At 73.5% G+C, this 18452-nt stretch carries 15 protein-coding genes; 5 read left to right on the plus strand and 10 right to left on the minus strand.

What is annotated here, in order from left to right:
* Window positions 1-19: 19 nt before the first annotated feature.
* From ACFYOU_RS12150 to ACFYOU_RS12165, 4 genes are all read right to left on the minus strand, one after another.
* Window positions 20-1291, minus strand: coding sequence for an aminotransferase class III-fold pyridoxal phosphate-dependent enzyme (locus ACFYOU_RS12150; RefSeq protein ID WP_391305114.1), 1272 nt, complete (start codon window positions 1289-1291; stop codon window positions 20-22).
* A gap of 63 nt (window positions 1292-1354) precedes the next feature.
* Window positions 1355-5626: an amino acid adenylation domain-containing protein gene (locus tag ACFYOU_RS12155; RefSeq protein ID WP_391305115.1), complete on the minus strand. Its 4272-nt coding sequence runs from the start codon at window positions 5624-5626 to the stop codon at window positions 1355-1357.
* A complete protein-coding gene (locus tag ACFYOU_RS12160) occupies window positions 5623-6207 on the minus strand; it encodes a DUF6309 family protein (protein WP_389766875.1) in 585 nt (194 codons plus the stop codon). Before ACFYOU_RS12160 ends, ACFYOU_RS12155 begins: the two co-directional genes overlap by 4 nt.
* Window positions 6208-6217: 10 nt before the next feature.
* Entirely contained in the window at window positions 6218-7015 is a 798-nt protein-coding gene (locus ACFYOU_RS12165) for a phytanoyl-CoA dioxygenase family protein (protein WP_389766877.1), read from the minus strand.
* 1105 nt (window positions 7016-8120) lie between these two features.
* Between ACFYOU_RS12165 and sigK the strand changes: the two genes are divergently transcribed.
* The 3 genes from sigK (at window position 8121) to ACFYOU_RS12180 (ending at window position 10793) form a co-directional block, all read left to right on the plus strand.
* Window positions 8121-8705: an ECF RNA polymerase sigma factor SigK gene (gene sigK, locus ACFYOU_RS12170; RefSeq protein ID WP_391305776.1), complete on the plus strand. Its 585-nt coding sequence runs from the start codon at window positions 8121-8123 to the stop codon at window positions 8703-8705.
* The gene (locus ACFYOU_RS12175) at window positions 8702-9460 is read left to right on the plus strand and encodes an anti-sigma factor domain-containing protein (RefSeq protein WP_391305117.1); all 759 of its coding nucleotides are present in this window, start codon (window positions 8702-8704) and stop codon (window positions 9458-9460) included. Before sigK ends, ACFYOU_RS12175 begins: the two co-directional genes overlap by 4 nt.
* A 742-nt stretch (window positions 9461-10202) precedes the next feature.
* The gene (locus ACFYOU_RS12180) at window positions 10203-10793 is read left to right on the plus strand and encodes a DoxX family protein (RefSeq protein ID WP_389766883.1); all 591 of its coding nucleotides are present in this window, start codon (window positions 10203-10205) and stop codon (window positions 10791-10793) included.
* A 46-nt stretch (window positions 10794-10839) separates the two neighbouring features.
* Here ACFYOU_RS12180 and ACFYOU_RS12185 read toward each other — a convergent pair whose 3' ends face one another.
* From ACFYOU_RS12185 to ACFYOU_RS12205, 5 genes are all read right to left on the minus strand, one after another.
* Entirely contained in the window at window positions 10840-11826 is a 987-nt protein-coding gene (locus ACFYOU_RS12185) for an aldo/keto reductase (RefSeq protein ID WP_391305119.1), read from the minus strand.
* Window positions 11827-11927: 101 nt separating this feature from the next.
* A complete protein-coding gene (locus ACFYOU_RS12190) occupies window positions 11928-12299 on the minus strand; it encodes a toxin Doc (RefSeq protein ID WP_391305120.1) in 372 nt (123 codons plus the stop codon).
* Window positions 12300-12301: 2 nt separating this feature from the next.
* Window positions 12302-12544 carry a YlcI/YnfO family protein gene (locus ACFYOU_RS12195; RefSeq protein WP_385495028.1) on the minus strand — a complete coding sequence of 81 codons (243 nt, stop codon included), beginning with the start codon at window positions 12542-12544 and terminating at the stop codon, window positions 12302-12304.
* A 64-nt stretch (window positions 12545-12608) separates the two neighbouring features.
* Complete coding sequence (locus tag ACFYOU_RS12200) at window positions 12609-13397, minus strand: glycoprotein (RefSeq protein ID WP_391305122.1); 789 nt, start codon at window positions 13395-13397, stop codon at window positions 12609-12611.
* A complete protein-coding gene (locus ACFYOU_RS12205) occupies window positions 13394-13963 on the minus strand; it encodes an RNA polymerase sigma factor (protein ID WP_389766892.1) in 570 nt (189 codons plus the stop codon). Before ACFYOU_RS12205 ends, ACFYOU_RS12200 begins: the two co-directional genes overlap by 4 nt.
* A 532-nt stretch (window positions 13964-14495) precedes the next feature.
* Between ACFYOU_RS12205 and ACFYOU_RS12210 the strand changes: the two genes are divergently transcribed.
* Together ACFYOU_RS12210 and ACFYOU_RS12215 are read left to right on the plus strand one after the other, a co-directional pair.
* A complete protein-coding gene (locus ACFYOU_RS12210) occupies window positions 14496-15278 on the plus strand; it encodes an SAM-dependent methyltransferase (RefSeq protein ID WP_391305778.1) in 783 nt (260 codons plus the stop codon).
* 467 nt (window positions 15279-15745) lie between these two features.
* Window positions 15746-17200: an NAD-dependent succinate-semialdehyde dehydrogenase gene (locus ACFYOU_RS12215; protein WP_389766894.1), complete on the plus strand. Its 1455-nt coding sequence runs from the start codon at window positions 15746-15748 to the stop codon at window positions 17198-17200.
* A 264-nt stretch (window positions 17201-17464) separates the two neighbouring features.
* On the opposite strand, the gene ACFYOU_RS12220 is transcribed toward ACFYOU_RS12215, so the two are convergent.
* Entirely contained in the window at window positions 17465-18364 is a 900-nt protein-coding gene (locus tag ACFYOU_RS12220) for an NAD(P)-binding domain-containing protein (RefSeq protein ID WP_391305124.1), read from the minus strand.
* Between the last annotated feature and the right edge of the window lie 88 nt (window positions 18365-18452).

The following is an 18452-nucleotide window of genomic DNA, read 5'->3' on the forward strand; positions in this document are numbered from 1 at the left end:
CGGGCGCGCTCTTCGGGGCCTACTGAGGGTTCGTCCGGGCGGTCGCCAGGTCCACGGCCTTCGACCACAGGGCCAGTGCCTCGTCGATCTGCTCGGCGGAGACCACCAGCGCCGGGACCATCCTGACCACATTGAGGTCGATGCCGCAGGTCAGCAGGAGCAGACCCGACTCGGCAGCAGCCTGTTGGGCGTACCGGGCGGTGTCCGGGTCCGGAGAGCCGTCCGGGTGGCGGAACTCGTTGCCGCCCATCAGTCCCAGGCCGCGGACGTCCGCGAGGGCCGGCACCCCGGCGGCCACCGCCCGCGCTCCGTCGAGCAGCCGGGCCCCCTGCTCGGCCGCGTTCTCCACCAGTCGTTCGTCGCGGATGACGTCGAGCGTCGCCAGCGCGGCGGCGCACGCCACCGGGTTGCCGCCGTAGGTTCCGCCCTGGGACCCCGGCCAGGCGCGCCGCATCAGCTCGGTCGGCGCGGCGATCGCGGAGAGGGGGAAGCCGCTGGCCAGGCCCTTGGCGGTGATCAGGACGTCCGGGACGACCGCCCCGTGGTGCTGGTGGGCCCAGAACCTGCCGGTGCGGCCGAAACCGGTCTGGATCTCGTCGACGACCAGCAGGATGCCGTGGCGGTCGGCACGTTCGCGCAGGGCGGCCAGGAACCCGGCCGGGGCGGGCACGTAGCCGCCCTCGCCCAGCACCGGTTCGACGAACATCGCGGCGGTGTCGGCGGGGGCGCTGACCGTGGCGAGGACCCGGTCGAGTCCGCGCAGGGCGTGGTCGACCGCTTCCGGTTCGCTCAGACCGAGGCGGAACGCGGACGGGTAGGGTGCGACGGCGACGCCGGGCATCACGGGCCCGATGCCGGCGCGGAAGCGGGTGCCGGCGGTGGTGAGTGCCGCGGCCCCCATGGTGCGGCCGTGGAACGAACCCTCGAACACGATCACGTTCGCCCGGCCGGTGGCGTGCCGGGCGAGCCGGAGGGCCGCCTCCACCGCCTCGGTGCCCGCGGTGGCGAAGAACAGCGAGTCGAGGCCGGGGGGCAGGACCTCGCCGAGCCGTTCGGTGAGCTGGAGCAGGGGGTCGTGCAGCACGGTGGTGTACTGGCCGTGGATCAGCCGGCCCGCCTGCTCGCGCACCGCCTCCACCACCCGCGGGTGGCAGTGTCCGGTACTGGTCACGCCGACGCCCGCGGTGAAGTCGAGGTAGCGGCGGCCTGCGGCGTCGAAGAGGTGGACGCCCTCGCCCCGGGTGGCGACGACGGAGGTGGCTTGTTTGAGCACCGGGGACAGCTGGGACACGGGGCCTGCCTTCTGTGTGTCGGTGGGGCGGGGTGCGCGTGGGCGGCCGTGCGGCGGCCCCGGTCAGGCGGTGCGGTCGACGGGCCCGCCGGGCGGGAGGAACCCGACGTCGGACGCCCAGTGCAGCGCGGCCGACCACCACTGCGGGGTGGCGGGGGTGAACCGGACGCCCAGCCGGTCCAGTACGGACGTGGTGTAGGAGCTGTCGACGGTGACGTTGCGCTCCTCCTGCGCGGACCAGGCCACGGTCAGTCCGGCCGCGGTCGGATGGCTGCGTTCGGCCCGGGTGATGGCCGCGGTGAACGTCGCGTCGTCGGTGAGGGCGATCGGGTGGCCGTGGGCGGCGAGCCACCCGACGAGTTCGTCGTGCGGCGTTTCGTGCGGCGTCTCGACGTGGTAGGTGCCGGGCGCCGACAGCGGGTCCAGCGCGAGCGCCGCGATCCCGGCGGCCACCGTGTCGACGTGGGAGAACGCGAAGGCGGTCCGTGGTCGGCGCGGCGCGGCGCCGGCGAGCAGGTAGCCGCGGATGAGTTGGTAGATCCGGTTGTCCCCGATGTTGGGTTGGAAGGCGCCGCTGCGGCTGTGCGCCGCGATGTGGCCGCTGCGGTGGACGAAGCACGGTCGGCCGGTCGCCGCCCAGGCCCGGACGGTCTCCTCCGCGTCGAACTTGGTGCGTTCGTACGGGGTCCGGAAGTGCTGGCCGATCCACAGGTCGGCCTCGCTGAACCGTCGGGCGGGCCCGTGGACGCCGCCCGAGACGGCGAGCGTCGACACGTGGTGGAACCGGGCCGTGGGCGTGTGCGCGTCGACCCAGCCGAGGAGCCGCCGTACGGCCGTGTGGTTGGTGCGTGCCAAGTCGACGGGTGAGGCGACCAGTCGGACGTCGGCGGCGGCGTGCACGACGATCCGGGCCGTGCGGGCCCGGTCGAGTGCGCCCGGGGTGAGGCCCAGCCCTTCCCGGTCGATGTCCCCGGCGACGACCTCCACCCGGTCGTCCTGCGCGCCGAGCCGCCGGGCCGCGGCGGTGTCGTCCTCGGCGCGCACCAGACAGACGACCCGTGCGCCGCGACCGGTGAGCGCGGTCAGCAGGTGGCCGCCCAGATAGCCGGTGGCGCCGGTGAGCAGGACCCGGGCGGGTTCGCTGACCGTCAGACGACCCGGTACGGCCACCGATGCCCTGGGGCCGGGGTAGAGCAGTTGGCCGGAGGTCGACAGCCGTGTCGGGGCGGGCGGGACGACCGCGGTTCCGGTCTCGGTCGCCACGGTCCGGGCGAAGGCACCGGCGATGCGTTCCGCGGTCGAGCGGCTGGTGCGGGGGGAGGCGTACACCAGGTCGGCCACCAGTCGGTCCTCGACCACGCGGGCGGTCAGGCGCAGGGCGTAGAGCGGGTCTCCCCCGGGGCACCTGGCCGCTCCGGCCTGTTCGTCGGCGACGGTCCAGTCCAGTGCCGGCTCGTCGGGCAGCCGGAAGGTCCCCAGGAAGTTGAACCCCGTTTCGGGGCGGGGGCCCGCCACGTCCATCGGGAGGACCGGTACGTCCCGCAGGCGGCGTCCGACGGCCCGTGCCCGGGCGTGCGGCGCCGCGGGTCCCGTTGCGGTGTCGCCGGCGGAGGGGCCGGGGGGATCGGGGCGAGCGGGGGGTTCGACCACGATCCGCTTGACCGCGGTGAACCAGCCGACCGTGTCCAGGTAGTCGCCGGTGCCGCCCGCGCCGTCGCGACCGTGCGTCTCGACTTCGACCGCGAGTCGGGGGCGGCCCGTTCCGCGGGCGGTCGCATCGGCGAACGCGGCGAGCAGGAACGCTTCGAGGTCCGGGCCCGCGCCGTACCGTTCGATCAGACGGGCCGTGCCGCGTGCACCGAGCGTCCAGACGAGGGCGGCCGGTTCGGTACCGGCGGCCGGCCCGGGGACGGGCGCCGGGAGCGTGGGGGTGGACGGGGCGGGTGCCGGTGGTGCCTGTTCGGCCCACCGGTAGAAGTCCGGGGCCGGCGGGAGGTCGACCGGTTCGTCGTCGAGGGCCGCCCGGTAGGCGTGGGCGAGGTCGTCCAACAGGATGCGCCAGGACAGGCCGTCGACGACCAGGTGGTGGACGATCAGGGCGAGTCGGTCGTCGGTGCCGGGCGGCCCCGTGAACAGGTGGGCGCGCACCAGTCGGCCCGCGGCGGGGTCGAGGCTGCGGTGGAGTGCGGTGCAGACGCCCTCGACGGTCCGTGCGAGCGGGCCCGCCCCCGGGTGCAGCCGGGAGAAGGACAGCGCCTCCACCTCCCGAGCCGGCCGGGCCGCGCCGTAGCCGTCCCGGGTGATCGGTCGCCGCAGTGCGGGGTGCCGCTCCAGCACGGCCGTGAGGGCCGCCGAGAGGGCCGCGGGGTCGACGGGCAACCGGCATCTGAGGACCACCGACTGGTTCCAGTGCCGGGGGTCCTCGATCGACTGCCCGAACAGCCAGCGTTGCGCGGGGGCCAGGGTCCGGCCTCCGCCGTCGGTCCGGGCGGCGGCGTTCCCCGGGGCGTCCGTGTGCAGCGGGACGGCGGTCGCGGCCAGTTCGGCCGCGGTCGGACGACGGTAGAAGTCCTCGTACGCCAGGTGCAGTCCGGACCTGCGCAGGAACGCGATGGTGCGCATGACGAGGATCGAGTCGCCGCCCAGGTCGAGCACGTCGGCGTGCGTCCCGACCGCGGGCAGGCCCAGTGCGCCGGCCCAGAAGTCGGTGATCGCCCGGGCGAGCCCGTCGAGTCGGCGGTTCAGGGGCGCGCCCCGTCCCGGGGCCGCCCGCCCGGCCCGGGCTTCAACGGCTCCGGTCAGCAGGGCGCCCAGACGCTCGCGGTCCAGTTTTCCGTTGGGGCCGATCGGGAACTCCGGTAGGGCCACGATCGGTTGGGGGACGGAGTAGCCGGGCAGCCGGTCGTGCAGGTGGGAGCTGAGCTCCTCGATCGCCGCACCGGCGCCGGCGACCAGGCGTACCGCGGCCACGAGTTGCCGGCCGACCCCGGTGTCGCGCAGCAGCACGGCGCTCTGGTGGACGCCGGCGAACTCCTGCATGACGCGCTCGACTTCGGCGAGGTCGACCCTGAAGCCCCGGACCTTGACCTGCCGGTCCGAGCGGCCGACGAAGACGAGGTTCCCGTCCGGGCGGCGACGACAGAGGTCTCCGGTGCGGTAGGTCGTCCGTCCGTCGAGGTGGGCGAAGCTCCGTGCGGTCTCGGCGGGGCGACCGTAGTAGCCGGCGCTGACGCCCTTCCCCGCGATGTGCAGTTCCCCGACGGCGCCGTCGACGACCGGCCGTCCGTCGCCGTCCACGATCCTCAGGGCGACCTCGCCGATGCCCGTTCCGATGGGGACGGTCGCTTCGTCGGCGGGGAGTTGGCGGGCCGTCGAGGCGAGGAAGCAGGTGGCGCCGACGGTCGTCTCGGTGGGGCCGTAGTGGTTGACCACGCGGGCCGTGACGCCCGTGTCCAACAGGGTGGCGGCGAACGAGCGGGACAGCGGCTCACCGCCCAGGAGCACCGTGTGCAGCGGCGGGCTGGTGGGCGGCCGGCACTCCAGCAGCGCGGCGAGGTGCGAAGGCGTCGTCTTCAGCGCGTTCGCTCCGGCGTGGTGCAGCGCTGCCCAGAAGGCGGTCGGGTCGCGGACCTCCCGGTCGGAGACGACGTGTGCGGAGCCCCCGACCGCGAGGGCGAGCAGCCAGGCGGTGTGGCCCAGGTCGGCGGCGAGCGTGGTGACGTGCGCGATCCGCGGCGGGTCGGTGGCGGTGTAGCCCAGGCGGTTCGCCAACGCCCGTGCGTAGTGGACCGCGTTGGCGTGGGTGACGGCCACGGCCTTCGGCTGTCCGCCCGAGCCGGAGGTGAAGGAGAGGTAGGCCAGGTCGGTGGCCGCGCCCGGGGCGCGGGGCGCCGGCGCGCCCGCGGGTCCGGCGGCGGCCCATCCGTCGATGTCCAGCCGCTCCGTGGGGCAGGGGTGCGCACCGGGGGGCGGTGCGTCGGTGCTGAGCACGCGACGGACCCGAGCGGTGTCGAGGCGCCGGCCCAGGTCGTGGGCGGACCACTCGGGGTCGGCGAGCACGGCCGCGGCTCCCGAACGGAGGACTCCGTGGAGCAGGGCGAGCATCCGGGCGTCCCTGGGCCCGACGAGGGCCACCCGGTCGTGCGGACCGATGCCGTGTTCGGCCAACCGGACCGCGACCCGGTTGGCCACGGCGTCCAACGTCGCGTAGTCGAAGGCGCGGGTGCCGTCGGTGAGGGCCGGACGGTGCGGGTGGGCCCTCGCGACGGACGACAGCAGCTCGGGCAGCGAACCGGTGGACCGAGTCGACCACGTCTGTCGCAGCGCTGAGGTCACGCCCGCTCGTCCCCCGTTCCGGCCCGGGGGCGGTGTCGTCGCGGGTCGGGCGGCGGGGTGTCGGGGAGGGTGCCCGAGACGAACGCGTCCAGCTCCGCTCCCTCGGGCAACCGTCCGACCAGCTCCCACGAGATCATGCGGTGCAGGCCGTCGATGTGGATCAGTCCTTCCCGGACCAGGAGGTCGGAGTAGTCGGAGTGGTCCATCGGGCTGGTGCTCAGGAAGACGGGGGTGAACGGTGCCCACTCCAGCAGGGCGAGCTTCGCCGCGCAGACCGGGTTGGCGCGGTACCACGGGGGTCCGTCGGAGCGGATGCGCCCCGCCGCTTCGGCGACGGTCAGTCCGGTCCGCGGCACCAGTTCGCGGGCGCCGCCCTCGCTGAGGTGCCAGGGCAGGACGACGCCGAGCACGTCGGCGCGCGAGAGCCGTACGTGCCACCAGCCGCCCTTGAGCTGATCGGCGCGTTCCAGGCTCTCGACCCCTTCCGGGTTGCTGTTCGCCTCGTGCGTGCGCTCCACCGGGTGGTCCCGCAGATAGGCGGCGAGGACCTCGGCGAAGCTGACGGGGGTGACGATGTCCAAGCGATGCTCCTCAAACGGCTCTGGTGTACTCGGTGAAGTGTCGCTCGGCGAACAGCTCCGGCCACTGGCCGTCGGCCAGGCCCAGTTCGCGGGCCCGGGCGAGCATCTGCCGCCAGTGGGGCTTGACCGGCCGCCATCGCGCCCCGACCTGGCAGTAGGACGCGTCGATGAAGTAGCGGGCTCTGCCGGGGCCGTCCGGAGCGGGTCTACGGGTGTGGAACAGGGCCGAGTTGAGCAGCACGGTCGTGCCGGGCGGCAGCCGGTCGATGACCACCTCGCCGGTGAGTTCGGAGGTGCCGTGGTGGGCGAGGGCGGCCTTGCCGACCGAGCGGCGGTGCGATCCGGGGAGGACCGCGAGGCTGCCGACCTCTTCGTCGAGTCCGCCGAGGTAGTGGAGTGCGTGCACCATCAGCAGCGAGGGGTCGGACCGGTCGTTGGGCTCGCAGTCGTGGTGCCAGGACTTGCCGCCGATGTCCGGGGCCTGCCGGTCGCTGTGCAGGTGGTGGAAGACGAACGACGGCCCCATGAGACGGGACAGGGTCCGTAACAGCGGCACGTGGGTGAGGAGTTCGCCGTGCGCCGTCAGCTCCAGTTCGAGGAGCGGGGGCGGTCCGTTCGTGACGGGGTCGGTGCAGGAGGCTATCGACCGGGCGCGCAGGCCCTCGTCCACCCAGCGGTCGACTTCGGGGACGAGTCTGGTCCGGAGCGATTCCGGGAGCAGCCCGGGCAGTACCAGGTATCCGGCTTCGGAGAACTGACGTCGTTGCGCGGCATCGAGGGCTTCACACCCTCCGGAAGACGGCGGCACCGAACCTTTCCACCCCTTTCGAACGACGCGACGCGCAGCCGAACGGAACGCATCGAGCAGCAACGGGTTCGAGCTGGCACATGAGGTCATCCAGACTTCGGGCGGCGTCGCCATCCGTCAGCTCCGCGACCGAGGCGCGATCACCACGAAGAGCCAGCCACTGATCACGCAAGGTAGTCTGCGGTTGGGAGTATGGCCCGCCGTTCTCGTTCGCGACAAGACCACGATCCATCGTCCGGCGCCTTCCCGCCGCCGTGCCGTTCAACACCGGCCACGAGTCGACTCGCCCCCCACTGACCCCGTGGGTCCCGGCCTCACCAGGGGTGGGGCGCGGGCCGCTTCACGGGGTGGGCCGGTGCGGGGTCGGGGCCGGTGGGTGCGGGGGCGCGGCGCGGTGGGGCGCCGGCCCGTCGGGGCGGGGGAAGGCGGTGGGGCGCCGGTCACCGTGTGGGGGCGGCCGGGGCCCGGCGTCGTTGCAGGTGGCGGAGGGACCGGGGGTGTCTGCGGCTCGGTCGGGAACCGGTGACGAGGAGGTGCCGCCGTGCGGTCGTGCCGCGGTGGGCTTCCTGACCGTGCGGGCGCTGCTTCGGCAGGAGTGGCCGTGTCGATGCGGTGCCCGCGGGCGTTGGCCGTCCGGACGTTGCCGCGGACCAGGTCGGCCGTGCCGTTGGCCCGGTGGGAGGTTCCGGAGCCGCTGGTGGTGACCTGGCGCGTCCGGATGGTCCGGAAAGAGCCCTTCCGCAGTTCCTGGGGGGGGGCGGCTCCTGGCGCACCACGAGTTGCCCACGTCGGCCATGCGGCCGCGCGGGGCCGACGGATTGCTGCGTCCTTCGGTCGGTCGGCGACCGTGCTCGCCCGGACGGCGGTCGCGGCGCCGGCCGGAGGGCCCGGGCACGCTCGCCGGGGCGCGGCGCGGACCGGCCGGAAGGTGCCACCCATCCGGGGGCACCTCCGCTACGAACACCCCATGAGCTGCTCCGCACCGCGCGTGCCCAGGGCGGCCGCCACCGCGACGCCGAAGGACTCCCATGCGATGGACGCCCCCGAACCGATCGACTCCCACCGGCCCTTGTGCGCACCGGTCCCCACAGCGGGGGTCCGGGCAGTGAGCCGTCCCTTGCCGCTCGGCACCGGCGGTACCTCGCGCGCCGACCTGGCCGAGCTGATGGCGGAGGTCGCCCGCGGTGACCGCCAGGCGTTCTCGGGTCTGTACGACGCGCTCGCGCCGTTGGTCTTCGGCATCGTGCTCAAGGTGGTGCGGGACCGGGCCCAGTCGGAGGAGGTCACCCAGGAAGTGATGATCGACCTGTGGCGGCAGGCCGCCCGCTACCGATCCGCCGTCGGCAGCGTGACCACCTGGGCGGCGACGATCGCGCACCGCAGGGCGGTGGACCGGGTCCGCGCCGCGCAGGCCGCCACCGATCGTGAGCAGGCCCGGGCCGCCCGCGAGCACCAGGCCCCCTTCGACGAGGTGGCGGAACAGGTCGAGACCCGGTTGGAGAGCGAACAGGTCCGCCGGTGCCTGAGCGGGCTCACCGAACTCCAACGCGAGTCCGTCACCCTGGCCTACTACCGTGGGCTGACCTACCGCGAGGTGGCGCAGACGCTCCGCACGCCCCTTCCGACCGTCAAGACACGCATGCGCGACGGACTGGTCCGGCTGCGCGACTGCATGGGGGTGACCGTATGAAACAGCGACACGAGGTCCTGCCCGACCCGCACGCGCTCACCGCCGCCCATGCGCTCGACGCCCTGGACGCCGACGAGCGGGACGTCTTCGCGGCGCACCTGGCGCGCTGTGCGGCGTGCCGGCGGGAGACCGCGGAGTTCGCGGCGACCGCCGCCCGGCTCGCCTCGGCCGCGGCGCAGGCCCCGCCCGCCTCGATGAAGCAGCAGGTGCTGGGTGCGGTGGATGGCGTGCGCCAACTGCCCCCGCAGGTCTCCGGCACCGTCCCGGCGCGGCTGCGCACGGGGGCCGGCCGCCGGCTCCCGCGGCTGGTGGTCGCCGCCTCGCTGGCCGTCGCCGCCGCGCTCGCCGGGCTCGTCGTCCAGCAGCACCGGGAGGGGGAGCGGGCCGCTCAACGCGCCGAGCAGGCCCGCCAGCAGCTGCACGACATCGGCGTGGTGCTCGCCGCTCCCGACACCCGCACGGTCCGCGGACGGGCCAGCAACGGCGCGCACGCCCTCGTCGCCGTGTCGCCCCGACAGGAGCGGGCCGTCTTCACCGCCGCCGGTCTGCCCGCTGCGGGGACCGGCAGGACGTACCAACTCTGGCTGAACCGTGACGGCGCGATGCGACCGGCCGGGTTCATCGACCGCGACGGCACCGTCCTCGTCGAGGGCGCCACCGGTGGCGCCCGGGCGCTGGGCCTCACCCTCGAACCCGCCGGCGGCTCGCCCCGGCCCACCACTGCGCCCCTGCTGCTGTTGTCCCTGCCCGTCTGAACCGCCCCCGGCACTCCGCCCCCGGCACTCGACCGTGCCGGGGGCGGAGCGTTGCGGGGGCGAGCCGAGGGGGCCGGGCAACGCGATCGCCGCACCGGCGGGATCTCCTCAACGGCGCAGCAGAAATGGGACCTGACGTGGTGTTCCCTCTTGACCGGAAACCGTCAAGGAGTATGGTCTAGACCAAGCATGTGCGCGGGTGCGCCTCATGACCGTCGGCAGCTGGTCCCCCACCACCGGACTGCCGTCAGGCCCACCCGCACCGTCACCGTGGCACGCTCCGGCGTGACCTGAGCGGTGACGTGCGCCCCCCCACGCAAAGGAGTTGCCATGCCGGGTACCCAGAGGACGGCCGCCGCCCGTGCGGACCTCATCCCTCTCCTGGTCGCGGACACGCCGACCCGAACGGTCGGCACCCCCGGACGTCTCGTCCCCCTCTCCACCACCGGCCGGACTCAGCGAGTCCGGCCGGCGCGCTCGGGCGTGAACACGCGCTGACCGCCGCGGCCGTCGCCGCCGCTGCCCGGGGCCGGAGCCGCCCCGGGTCCACCCGTCACCACGACGTTCCCACCACACCCCCGCCCCCGCGTCCGCGCCGGCCTCCTGCCGCCGTGGGTCAGCGGGTCCGGCGCGGGTTCCGTAGGAGCACCCGTGGTCCGGCGTCCGGCGGCGACCCCTCCCACCGTCCGTGACGGACGGGCGGCGACACCTTCCACACACCGAATGGGCAGGAGAGTTCGCAATGACGGTAGGAAACACCAGCGAGAGCCGCGTCTCCGCTTCGGGACAGCGGGTGCTCACCCGGCGCACCACGGGGGCCCATGTGCGTCCGCGGGCCCAGCGCCGCCCACTCAGCAGCGCCGCCGACAACATGGCCGTGCGGATCACGGTCCGCGGACCTTTACTGCTCCGGATCTCCGTGGGCGTGGTCTTCCTGTGGTTCGGCGCCCTCAAACTCTTCCCCAACACCAGCCCGGCCGAAGGGGTCGCCGTCAGAGCCACCACCAAACTGACCTTCGGGCTCCTCCCCCAGGACTTCATCGTCCCCCTGCTCGCCCTGCTGGAGACGGCGATCGGGATCGGCCTCGTCACGGGGCTGCTGCTCCGTCTGACGCTCGTCGTGTTCTTCGGGCACATGGCCGGGGTCTTCTCGGCGCTCTTCCTCCTGCACGACGAGATGTGGCGGGACGGTCTGCCGATCCCGACGATGGAGGGTCAGTACATCCTCAAGAACGTCGTCCTGGTCGCCGCCTGTCTCATCGTCGCGGCCGACGAGTGGAACCGTCGCACGGCCTACCGGGTCCGGATGGCCCACGGGCTCACCGACCGCTGAGGCACGTCCGTGCGGCCCCGCGTCCCGGGGCCGCACGGACTGTCGTTCAGTGCGCCCCGTCGAGCCTGGCCCGCTGGGCGGGGGTCAGTTCCAGGTCCACGGCGGCCAGGCTCTCGTCGAGTTGGGCGACGGAGGAGGCACCGACCAGCGGCACCACGGGTGTCTCGCCGCCGATCAGCCAGGACAGCACCACCTGGTTGGCCGTCGCACCCGTCTGGGCGACCACCTCCGCCAGCGCCGCCAGCCGCACCGGCGTTCCCGCGTGGTCGAGGTCCCGGCCGAACGGCTTGTCGTCACGGACGTACGCGCCGCTGAGCAGCGGGGTGTAGGCGACCAGGGCGAGCGAGGGGTCGTCCCGCACGTAGCTCAGCAGGTTGCCGTCCACGATGCCGTAGGCGCCGTCCGGCGAAAGGGCGTCGGGCTGGTCGGTGCGGCGACGCAGATAGCTGTGGCTGTACTGGAGCACCTCGTACCGGGGCAAGCCCGCCGCCGCGGCGATGGCCCGGGCCCGTTCGACCTTCCACGCCCAGTGGTTGCTGACGCCGAGGAGGCCCACGGTGCCCTCGGCGACGAGGGAGGCGAATCCCTCGACCGTTCTCGCGAGGGGCGTGGACGGGTCCTCGACGTGGGCGTACAGCAGCGGGAGGCGGTCCATGCCGAGCCGTTCGCGGCTCTGTTCCGCGGCGACCCTGATCGCTTCGGGCGAGAGTCCCTCACCGTTCTCGACGTACCCGGTGCCGGGCGCCAGGGGGCGGGCACCCATCTTCGTCGCGATGGTGATCTCGTCACCGATGCCGCGACTGGCCCGCCAGCGGCCGAGGACGCGCTCGCTCTCGCCGCCCTGGCCGTCGTTGATCCAGTAGGCGTAGTTGTTGGACGTGTCGATGAACGTGCCGCCGGCCTCGACGTACCGGTCGAGGATCGCGAAGGACGTCTTCTCGTCGGTGCGCGTGCCGAACAGCATCGCTCCCAGACTCAGGACGCTCACCTGGCGACGGGTGGCGGGGTCGGTGCCGATCTGACGGTACTTCACAGGTCTCCCCGGGTTCCGGGCCCCGGCGGGTGCACGGGGCGTTGGGGAAGACCCTCCCGGCTGGAGTGCGCTCCAAGTCAAGGACGGCCGGCGGCAGGACGTCAGATGCGCCAGGAGCGGATGCGGTCGGCGGCGTCGTAGGAGTCCGCGCTGCCGTGGTCCAGATCGCGGGCCAGGTCTATCAGCGCACCGTAGGGGGCGTCGATGCCCTCGCCCGCGGCGTGCATGTACGCCACGGCGATGCCCGCCCCGAATAGGGCGTTGCGGGCGGGGAGCGGACGCAGTCGGACGATGGTGTGCATCAGCACGGCGGCGCGCCAGGCGTTGTCGACCGTGGCGCCGACCCGGGGGGTGTTGACGCGGTGGCGACCGACGGCGGCGACGAGGGCGGAGAAGTCGTGGACCGCGGGCTGCTTGGGCATGACCTCCGTCTGGCGCTCCAGGAGCCATCGGATGTCGATGGAGAGTTCCATGGTCAGGCTGCCCGTCCCGACGCGTCCGCTCGGGCGTCATCGGGGAACGCCTGGTCGAAGGCGTCCGCGTGGTCGCTGACGAAGGAGCGGAAGACCTCGGCGGCGCCTTCGAGCCGCGGATCGCGGACCGCGGCGTGGGCGGCCCGGGTGATGAGCGCGGTCACCGTGGTCCCCTCGGCCTCGGCCCGCTCCTGGAGCAGGGCGTGCAGTTCGTCGGGGACCCTGATCGTCACTGGCTTCGACATGCCCCGACCGTACAGCACGGCGTACAGCACCCACAGGTCCCCACGGCGGTGGATGCGGGGGCGGTCACGAGTACCGTCCGCCCACGGTCCGGTATCCGCGCCCGGCCGTGCCCGCCGACCTCCACGGCCGCGGGGCCGACTGTTGCTGGAGCGCGCTGAGGCTGCGGTCCGGCTGGGGGATCTCCCCGAAGAGGTCGTCGTCGCGTTCCACGGGAAGGCTGTGGATGAGGGCCTGGACCCGGTTCGGCAGCGTGGGTCGGTCGCCCTGGCGGCAGCGGCTGAGCAGGTCGTGGCGGATGCTGTCGGGCAGCAGGTGGTGCGGCACCGATGCCGCGGTCTGCGGCGGTCCGCTCCATCTCCGCAGGCACCACAGCCCGGTGCTCCTCCGGGGCGTGCCCGGTGCGCTCAGCGCCGCGCTCTGGGCGCGCCAGTACCGTGCGTCGCGGAAGTCGGCCCGTTGTTCGTGGAGGAGGAAGAGGCAGAAGGCGGCGTTGGCGTTGCCGCTGCCGGCCGCGAACTGCCACCAGAACTGGGCGCCTTCGGGATGTCCGGCGAGGTGGAGCAGCGCGGCGAAGACGACCGCCCCGCCGGGGTCGATGCGGTCGTGGTCGAGGAGCCGCCCCAGGCTGGTGGCGGCGCCGGGTGCGTCGACGATCAGGGTCGCGGCCAGGTCGAGGTCACGGACGGCCTGTTCCGTCCGGGTGAGCGTGGTCCGCGGTGCTGCCCCGGGGACCGCGTCGGGGCCGAGCCGGTCCAGGGCGGCGTCGGTGTCGTAGGTGTCGTACTCGTGGGCCAGTACCTGTGCGTCGCGCAGGGCGGCGTCGATGTGGGTGGGGGTGGCGGGCACGGTCACTTGGTGTCCTCGTCCTCGTAGCGCATGTGGAGCGCTGTCGCGAGCCTACGGCGGGCGTAACGGATGTGGGACCGAACGGTTCCGGTGCGGATGCCGAGGAAGGCGGCGGTGTCCTCCTCCGTGCAGGCGAGGACGAAGCGCAGGACGATCACGTCCTGCTGGCGTTCGGGAAGCTCGGCTATGGCGCTGTAGAGGCCGATCTCCTCGCTCAGCACGGCGAATTCATCGAGCATCTCCTGGAGGAGGAGGCGTCGGATGGCCTGCTCGAAGGCCGCGGTCCCGACGAGTTGGGGGGTGCGGTCACGGGCGGCCAACCAGTCGTCGACCTCCTCCTTGAGGAGGGTCCAGGCGTAGCGGGGCACTGACTCCTGCCTGAGTGCGTGGTCCCACGTCTGGCGTAGGCGACCAAAGGCGTTCTGCACGACGGCCTCCGCGGCCCGGCCGCCGACCTGGATGTGGGCGTACCGCATCCAGAGCTTGCGGTGGTAGGCGTGGAACGCATGGAAGGTGACGGTCCGGGCCCGTTGGGTGGCGGCCCGGGTGGCGGGTGGGCGCGGGTAGGTCACGGGCGCGCTCCCCCGGGGGGTGCGGCGGGACGACGGGGCCGAGGGCGTGCGGCGCGGTGCGCTCCGGCGTGTTCGGTGGTGACCGCGCCGGCCGCGCGGACCCGGGGTTCCCGGGGCGGCACGCAGTGGGTGGTGTCCGTTGGCACAGGTGGTCCTTTGAGGGTGGTCCGGGGAACCGAACCGGTCGTCACAGGGCCGGTGTCGGTCGGGAACGTACTCCCACTTGCCAGCCAACCGGACGAACGGGCCGTCCGTGCAGTCCGCCCTTCGAACTTCTTCGCATCCAGTGAAAGTATGATTAAACAAGGGCAGTTGACGTTCCCTCAGGGCGGTTCGCGGCCGTGGCCACCCGGGCCGGCGCGATGGCGCGAAGGGGTTGCCGGCGGCGGGCCGAGCGGGTGGACTGACCCCGGGCGGGCCGCCGCACCGAACAGCGGCCGGCCCGACTTCCCGACCGCAGGGGCTCCGCTACGCGGCCCCGGAACGAGGAGAGAACGGAGACGGCGTGAGCGACGGCACGGTGGATCTGAGGATGGACCAGGCGCACTCGGCCCGGATGTACGACTACTACCTGGGTGGCATCACCAACTTCCCGGCGGACCGCGAGGCCGCCGCCAGGACACTGACGGTGTTCCCCTCGGCCCCGATCGCGGCGCGTCTCAACCGGCGTTTCATGCACCGTTCCACGCGTCACGTGGCGACCACGCTGGGCCTGCGGCAATTCCTCGACATCGGCACGGGCATCCCCACCTCGCCCAATCTGCACGAGGTGGCCCAGGAGGTCATTCCGTCCTCACGGGTGGTCTACACGGACAACGACCCGATCGTCCTCGCGCACGCGCGCGCGCTGCTGCTCAGCCACCCCGAGGGGGCTACGGCCTACGTGGAGGCCGACGCGCGGGACCCGCAGGCGATCCTGGACCACCCGACGCTGGGCGCACACCTGGACCTCACGGAGCCCATAGCACTGAGCCTGATCGCCCTCCTGCACTTCGTTCCCGACGAGGACGACGCCCACGCGGTCGTGGAGCACCTCAAGAAGGCCCTGCCCTCCGGCAGCACGTTGGCCATCAGTCACGCCACTCCGGACTTCGACCCCGAGGGCATCGCCCGGGTCACCCAGACCTACGCGGCGGCCGGAACCCGGGTCAAGGCCCGCACCCGTGACGAGATCAGCCGGTTCTTCACCGGCTGGGACCTGCTCGACCCGGGCGTCGTGCCCACCCACCGGTGGCACCCGGACCCGAACGACACCCTGCTCACCCTCACCGACGCCGACGCCTCCTGCTACGGGGCCATCGCGCGCAAGCCCTGAGCGACTCCCCGCCCGGCACAGCACCCCGGCCCGCACAGCACCCCGGCCCGCGCGGGCTGTGCGGGCCCGCGTGCCCTGGTCGCGCACCCCGGGGGGTGACCGTCAACGGAACGGACCGCCCCGGAGTGCGCCGGCGCGCAGACGACAGGTCGGTCCTCGATGACCACCACGTCGACCCGGGCGCCCGCGCCCCGCGCACGCGCCGCGGACACCCGGCGCGCGCCCGGCGTCAGAGGCGACGGCCCTTCCTCCTTCGACCCCACAGCGGCCTGGCCACTAACACACACGCCCGCCGCTCCTCCCGCAGCAGAACGCACCCCCATACCTGCCGTTTCTTCGGCACGAGACCTCTCGACCGTCCCGCCGCGCGGCCCTATATTGAGGTAATTGGCTTAGCCACTTAGCCGTAGCGGGTCGGACGGTCGATCCGCTGCACGGCGCCCACCGACGCAGCCCGGAGCCCTCATATGAAACTCACCGAAGCCCTCGACCAGTGCCCGACCGACCTGTTCGTCGACGGCGACTGGCGCCCCGCCGCCGACGGGCGTCGGATCGACGTGCACGACCCCGCCACCACCGAGGTGATCGCCACGGTGGCCTCCGGCGGCGAGGCCGACGGGCTGGCAGCGGTCGACGCCGCGGAGCGCGCCCTGCCGGGCTGGGCCGCCACCCCGGCCCGGGAGCGCTCCACCGTCCTGCGCCGGGCCTACGCGTTGATGACCGAGCGGACCGACTACTTCGCGACGCTGATCAGCGCCGAGAACGGCAAGGCGCTGCCCGACGCGCGGGCCGAGGTCGCCTACGCCGCCGAGTTCTTCCGCTGGTACGCCGAGGAGGCCGTACGGCTCGCCGGAACGGTGCAGCACGCTCCCGCGGGCGGCTACCGCATCCTGGTGGACCGGGTGCCGATCGGCGTCGCCGTGCTCGTCACCCCCTGGAACTACCCCGCCGCCATGGCCACCCGCAAGATCGGGCCCGCGCTCGCCGCGGGGTGCTCGGTGGTGCTCAAGCCCGCCAGCGACACCCCGCTCACCGCGCTCGCGGTCGGCGCGCTGATGGCGGAGGCGGGCGCGCCGGCCGGGGTGGTCAACGTGGTGCCCGCCGACCGGTCCGGGGCGGTGGTCGGCGCGATGCTCGCCCACCCGGCCGTGCGCAAGCTCTCCTTCACCGGTTCGACGGAGGTCGGGCGACGGCTGCTGCACAGCGCGGCGGACCGGGTGCTCAGCACCTCGATGGAGTTGGGCGGCAACGCGCCCTTCCTCGTGCTCGCGGACGCCGACCTGGACGCGGCCGTGCGCGGCGCGATGCTCGCGAAGATGCGCAACGGCGGGGAGGCGTGCACCGCCGCCAACCGCTTCTACGTCCACGAGTCCGTGGCCGAGGACTTCGCGTCCCGGCTCGCCGCCGCCATGGCCTCCCTGAAGGTCGGGCCGGGGCTGGAGGCGGACACCGAGGTGGGACCGCTGGTCAACGCCGACACCCGCGACAAGGTGGCGGAACTGGTCGCGGACGCCGTGACCCGCGGCGCCCGGGTCCGGACCGGGGGGCGCGCCCCGGAGCGGACCGGCTACTACTACGAGCCCACGGTGCTGGACGAGGTGGCGCCCGGTTCGGCGGTCCTGACGGAGGAGATCTTCGGGCCGGTCGCCCCGATCGTCAGGTTCCGTGACGAGGCGGAGGCCGTTCGCCTGGCCAATGCGACCGAGTACGGGCTCGTCTCGTACGTCTACACCCGTGATCTGCGCCGTGGACTGGCCGTCTCGGGCGCGTTGGAGTCCGGCATGGTGGGCCTCAACCGGGGCATCGTCTCGGACCCGGCGGCCCCGTTCGGGGGAATGAAGCAGAGCGGGCTCGGTCGCGAAGGCGGCCATGAGGGCATCCTGGAGTACACGGAGGCGAAGTACATCGCCACCGACTGGTGAGCCGACGAGCACGGCCGGGGCCCGTCGCACCTGTGGGTGCGACGGGCCCCGGCCTCGTTGCGCCGCGGACCGGGCGTCCGTCACCGGGGTCGTGCGGGCAGCAGGGAACCGCCGTGCGCGGGCCGTTGCAGGACAGGGCGTCGGCACGCGCACGGCGGGTCGAAGGGGTCCGGGCCGAGGTGGACTCGGCCCGGCCCGGACCCCGCCCGAGGGGGTCGTACGGGGCTGGGGCACCCCGCGGCCCGTCGGGCGAACGGGGGCGGGTCAGTCCGCGGAGCGCATCCCGGCGGCCCTGGCCTCGACCTCGAACAGCGCCGCGTAGTCCTCCTCGGCGAAGCCGTGGCCGATCGCGGTCTGGATCAGCTGGTGGACCATGCTGCTGACCGGCATCGGCACCTCCAGCTCCCGCGCGGCACCGAGCCCGAGGTCGAAGTCCTTGCGCAGCATCTTGTTGTTGAACGTGGGCGTGTAGTCGCGCTCCACCAGCGCGCGGCCCTTGTGGCGGATGAAGGTGGAGCCGAGTACCGACCCGTTGAGGAAGTCGATGAAGGCGTCGCGCGGCACCCCGCCCTTCTCGGCGAGGGTGGTGACCTCCACCAGGGCCTGGGTGATCATGCCGAGCATCAGGTTGTGACAGAGCTTCACCAGCCGGCTCTGCTCGGCGGGCCCGGCGTGCACGACGGTCGGCGCGATCAGCTCCAGGTACGGCAGCACCCGGTCGTAGGTCTCCCGGGGGCCGGAGGCGACGATGGCGCCCATGCGGTCGGCGACCATGTGCGGGTTGCCGCTGATCGGCGAGGCGAGGAAGGCGGTGCCCGCGGCCTCGCAGGCGGCCCGGACCTCGGCGGACGCCTCCGCGGAGACCGTCGAGCAGTCCACGATCACGGAGGGCGCGCGCTCGGCCCGCAGCAGCCCGCCCTCGCCGGTCACCACGTCGATGAGGTCCTGACTGGCGGACACCATCACGAACACCACGTCGACGTCGGCGAGTTCGGTGATGGTGCCGACCGCCTTGGCGCCCTTGGCCACCAGCGGCCCGGTCTTGGCCGCGGTGCGGTTCCACACGGTGAGGTCGGCGCCGCCCGCGAGGAGGCTCTCCGACATGACGGCGCCCATCCGACCGGTGCCGAGCCAGCCGAGCCGCTCGCTACGGGGTGCACTCATGGTTGTTGTCGCCTTTCTGGAGGGTTGCAGAAGGTTCTGGGGTCTTTGTGGGGTGGGTCGGGGCTCGCTCCGGGTGCGCACCGGGGAC

The organism is Streptomyces sp. NPDC005955 (assembly GCF_042871255.1).
Lineage (GTDB): Bacteria > Actinomycetota > Actinomycetes > Streptomycetales > Streptomycetaceae > Streptomyces.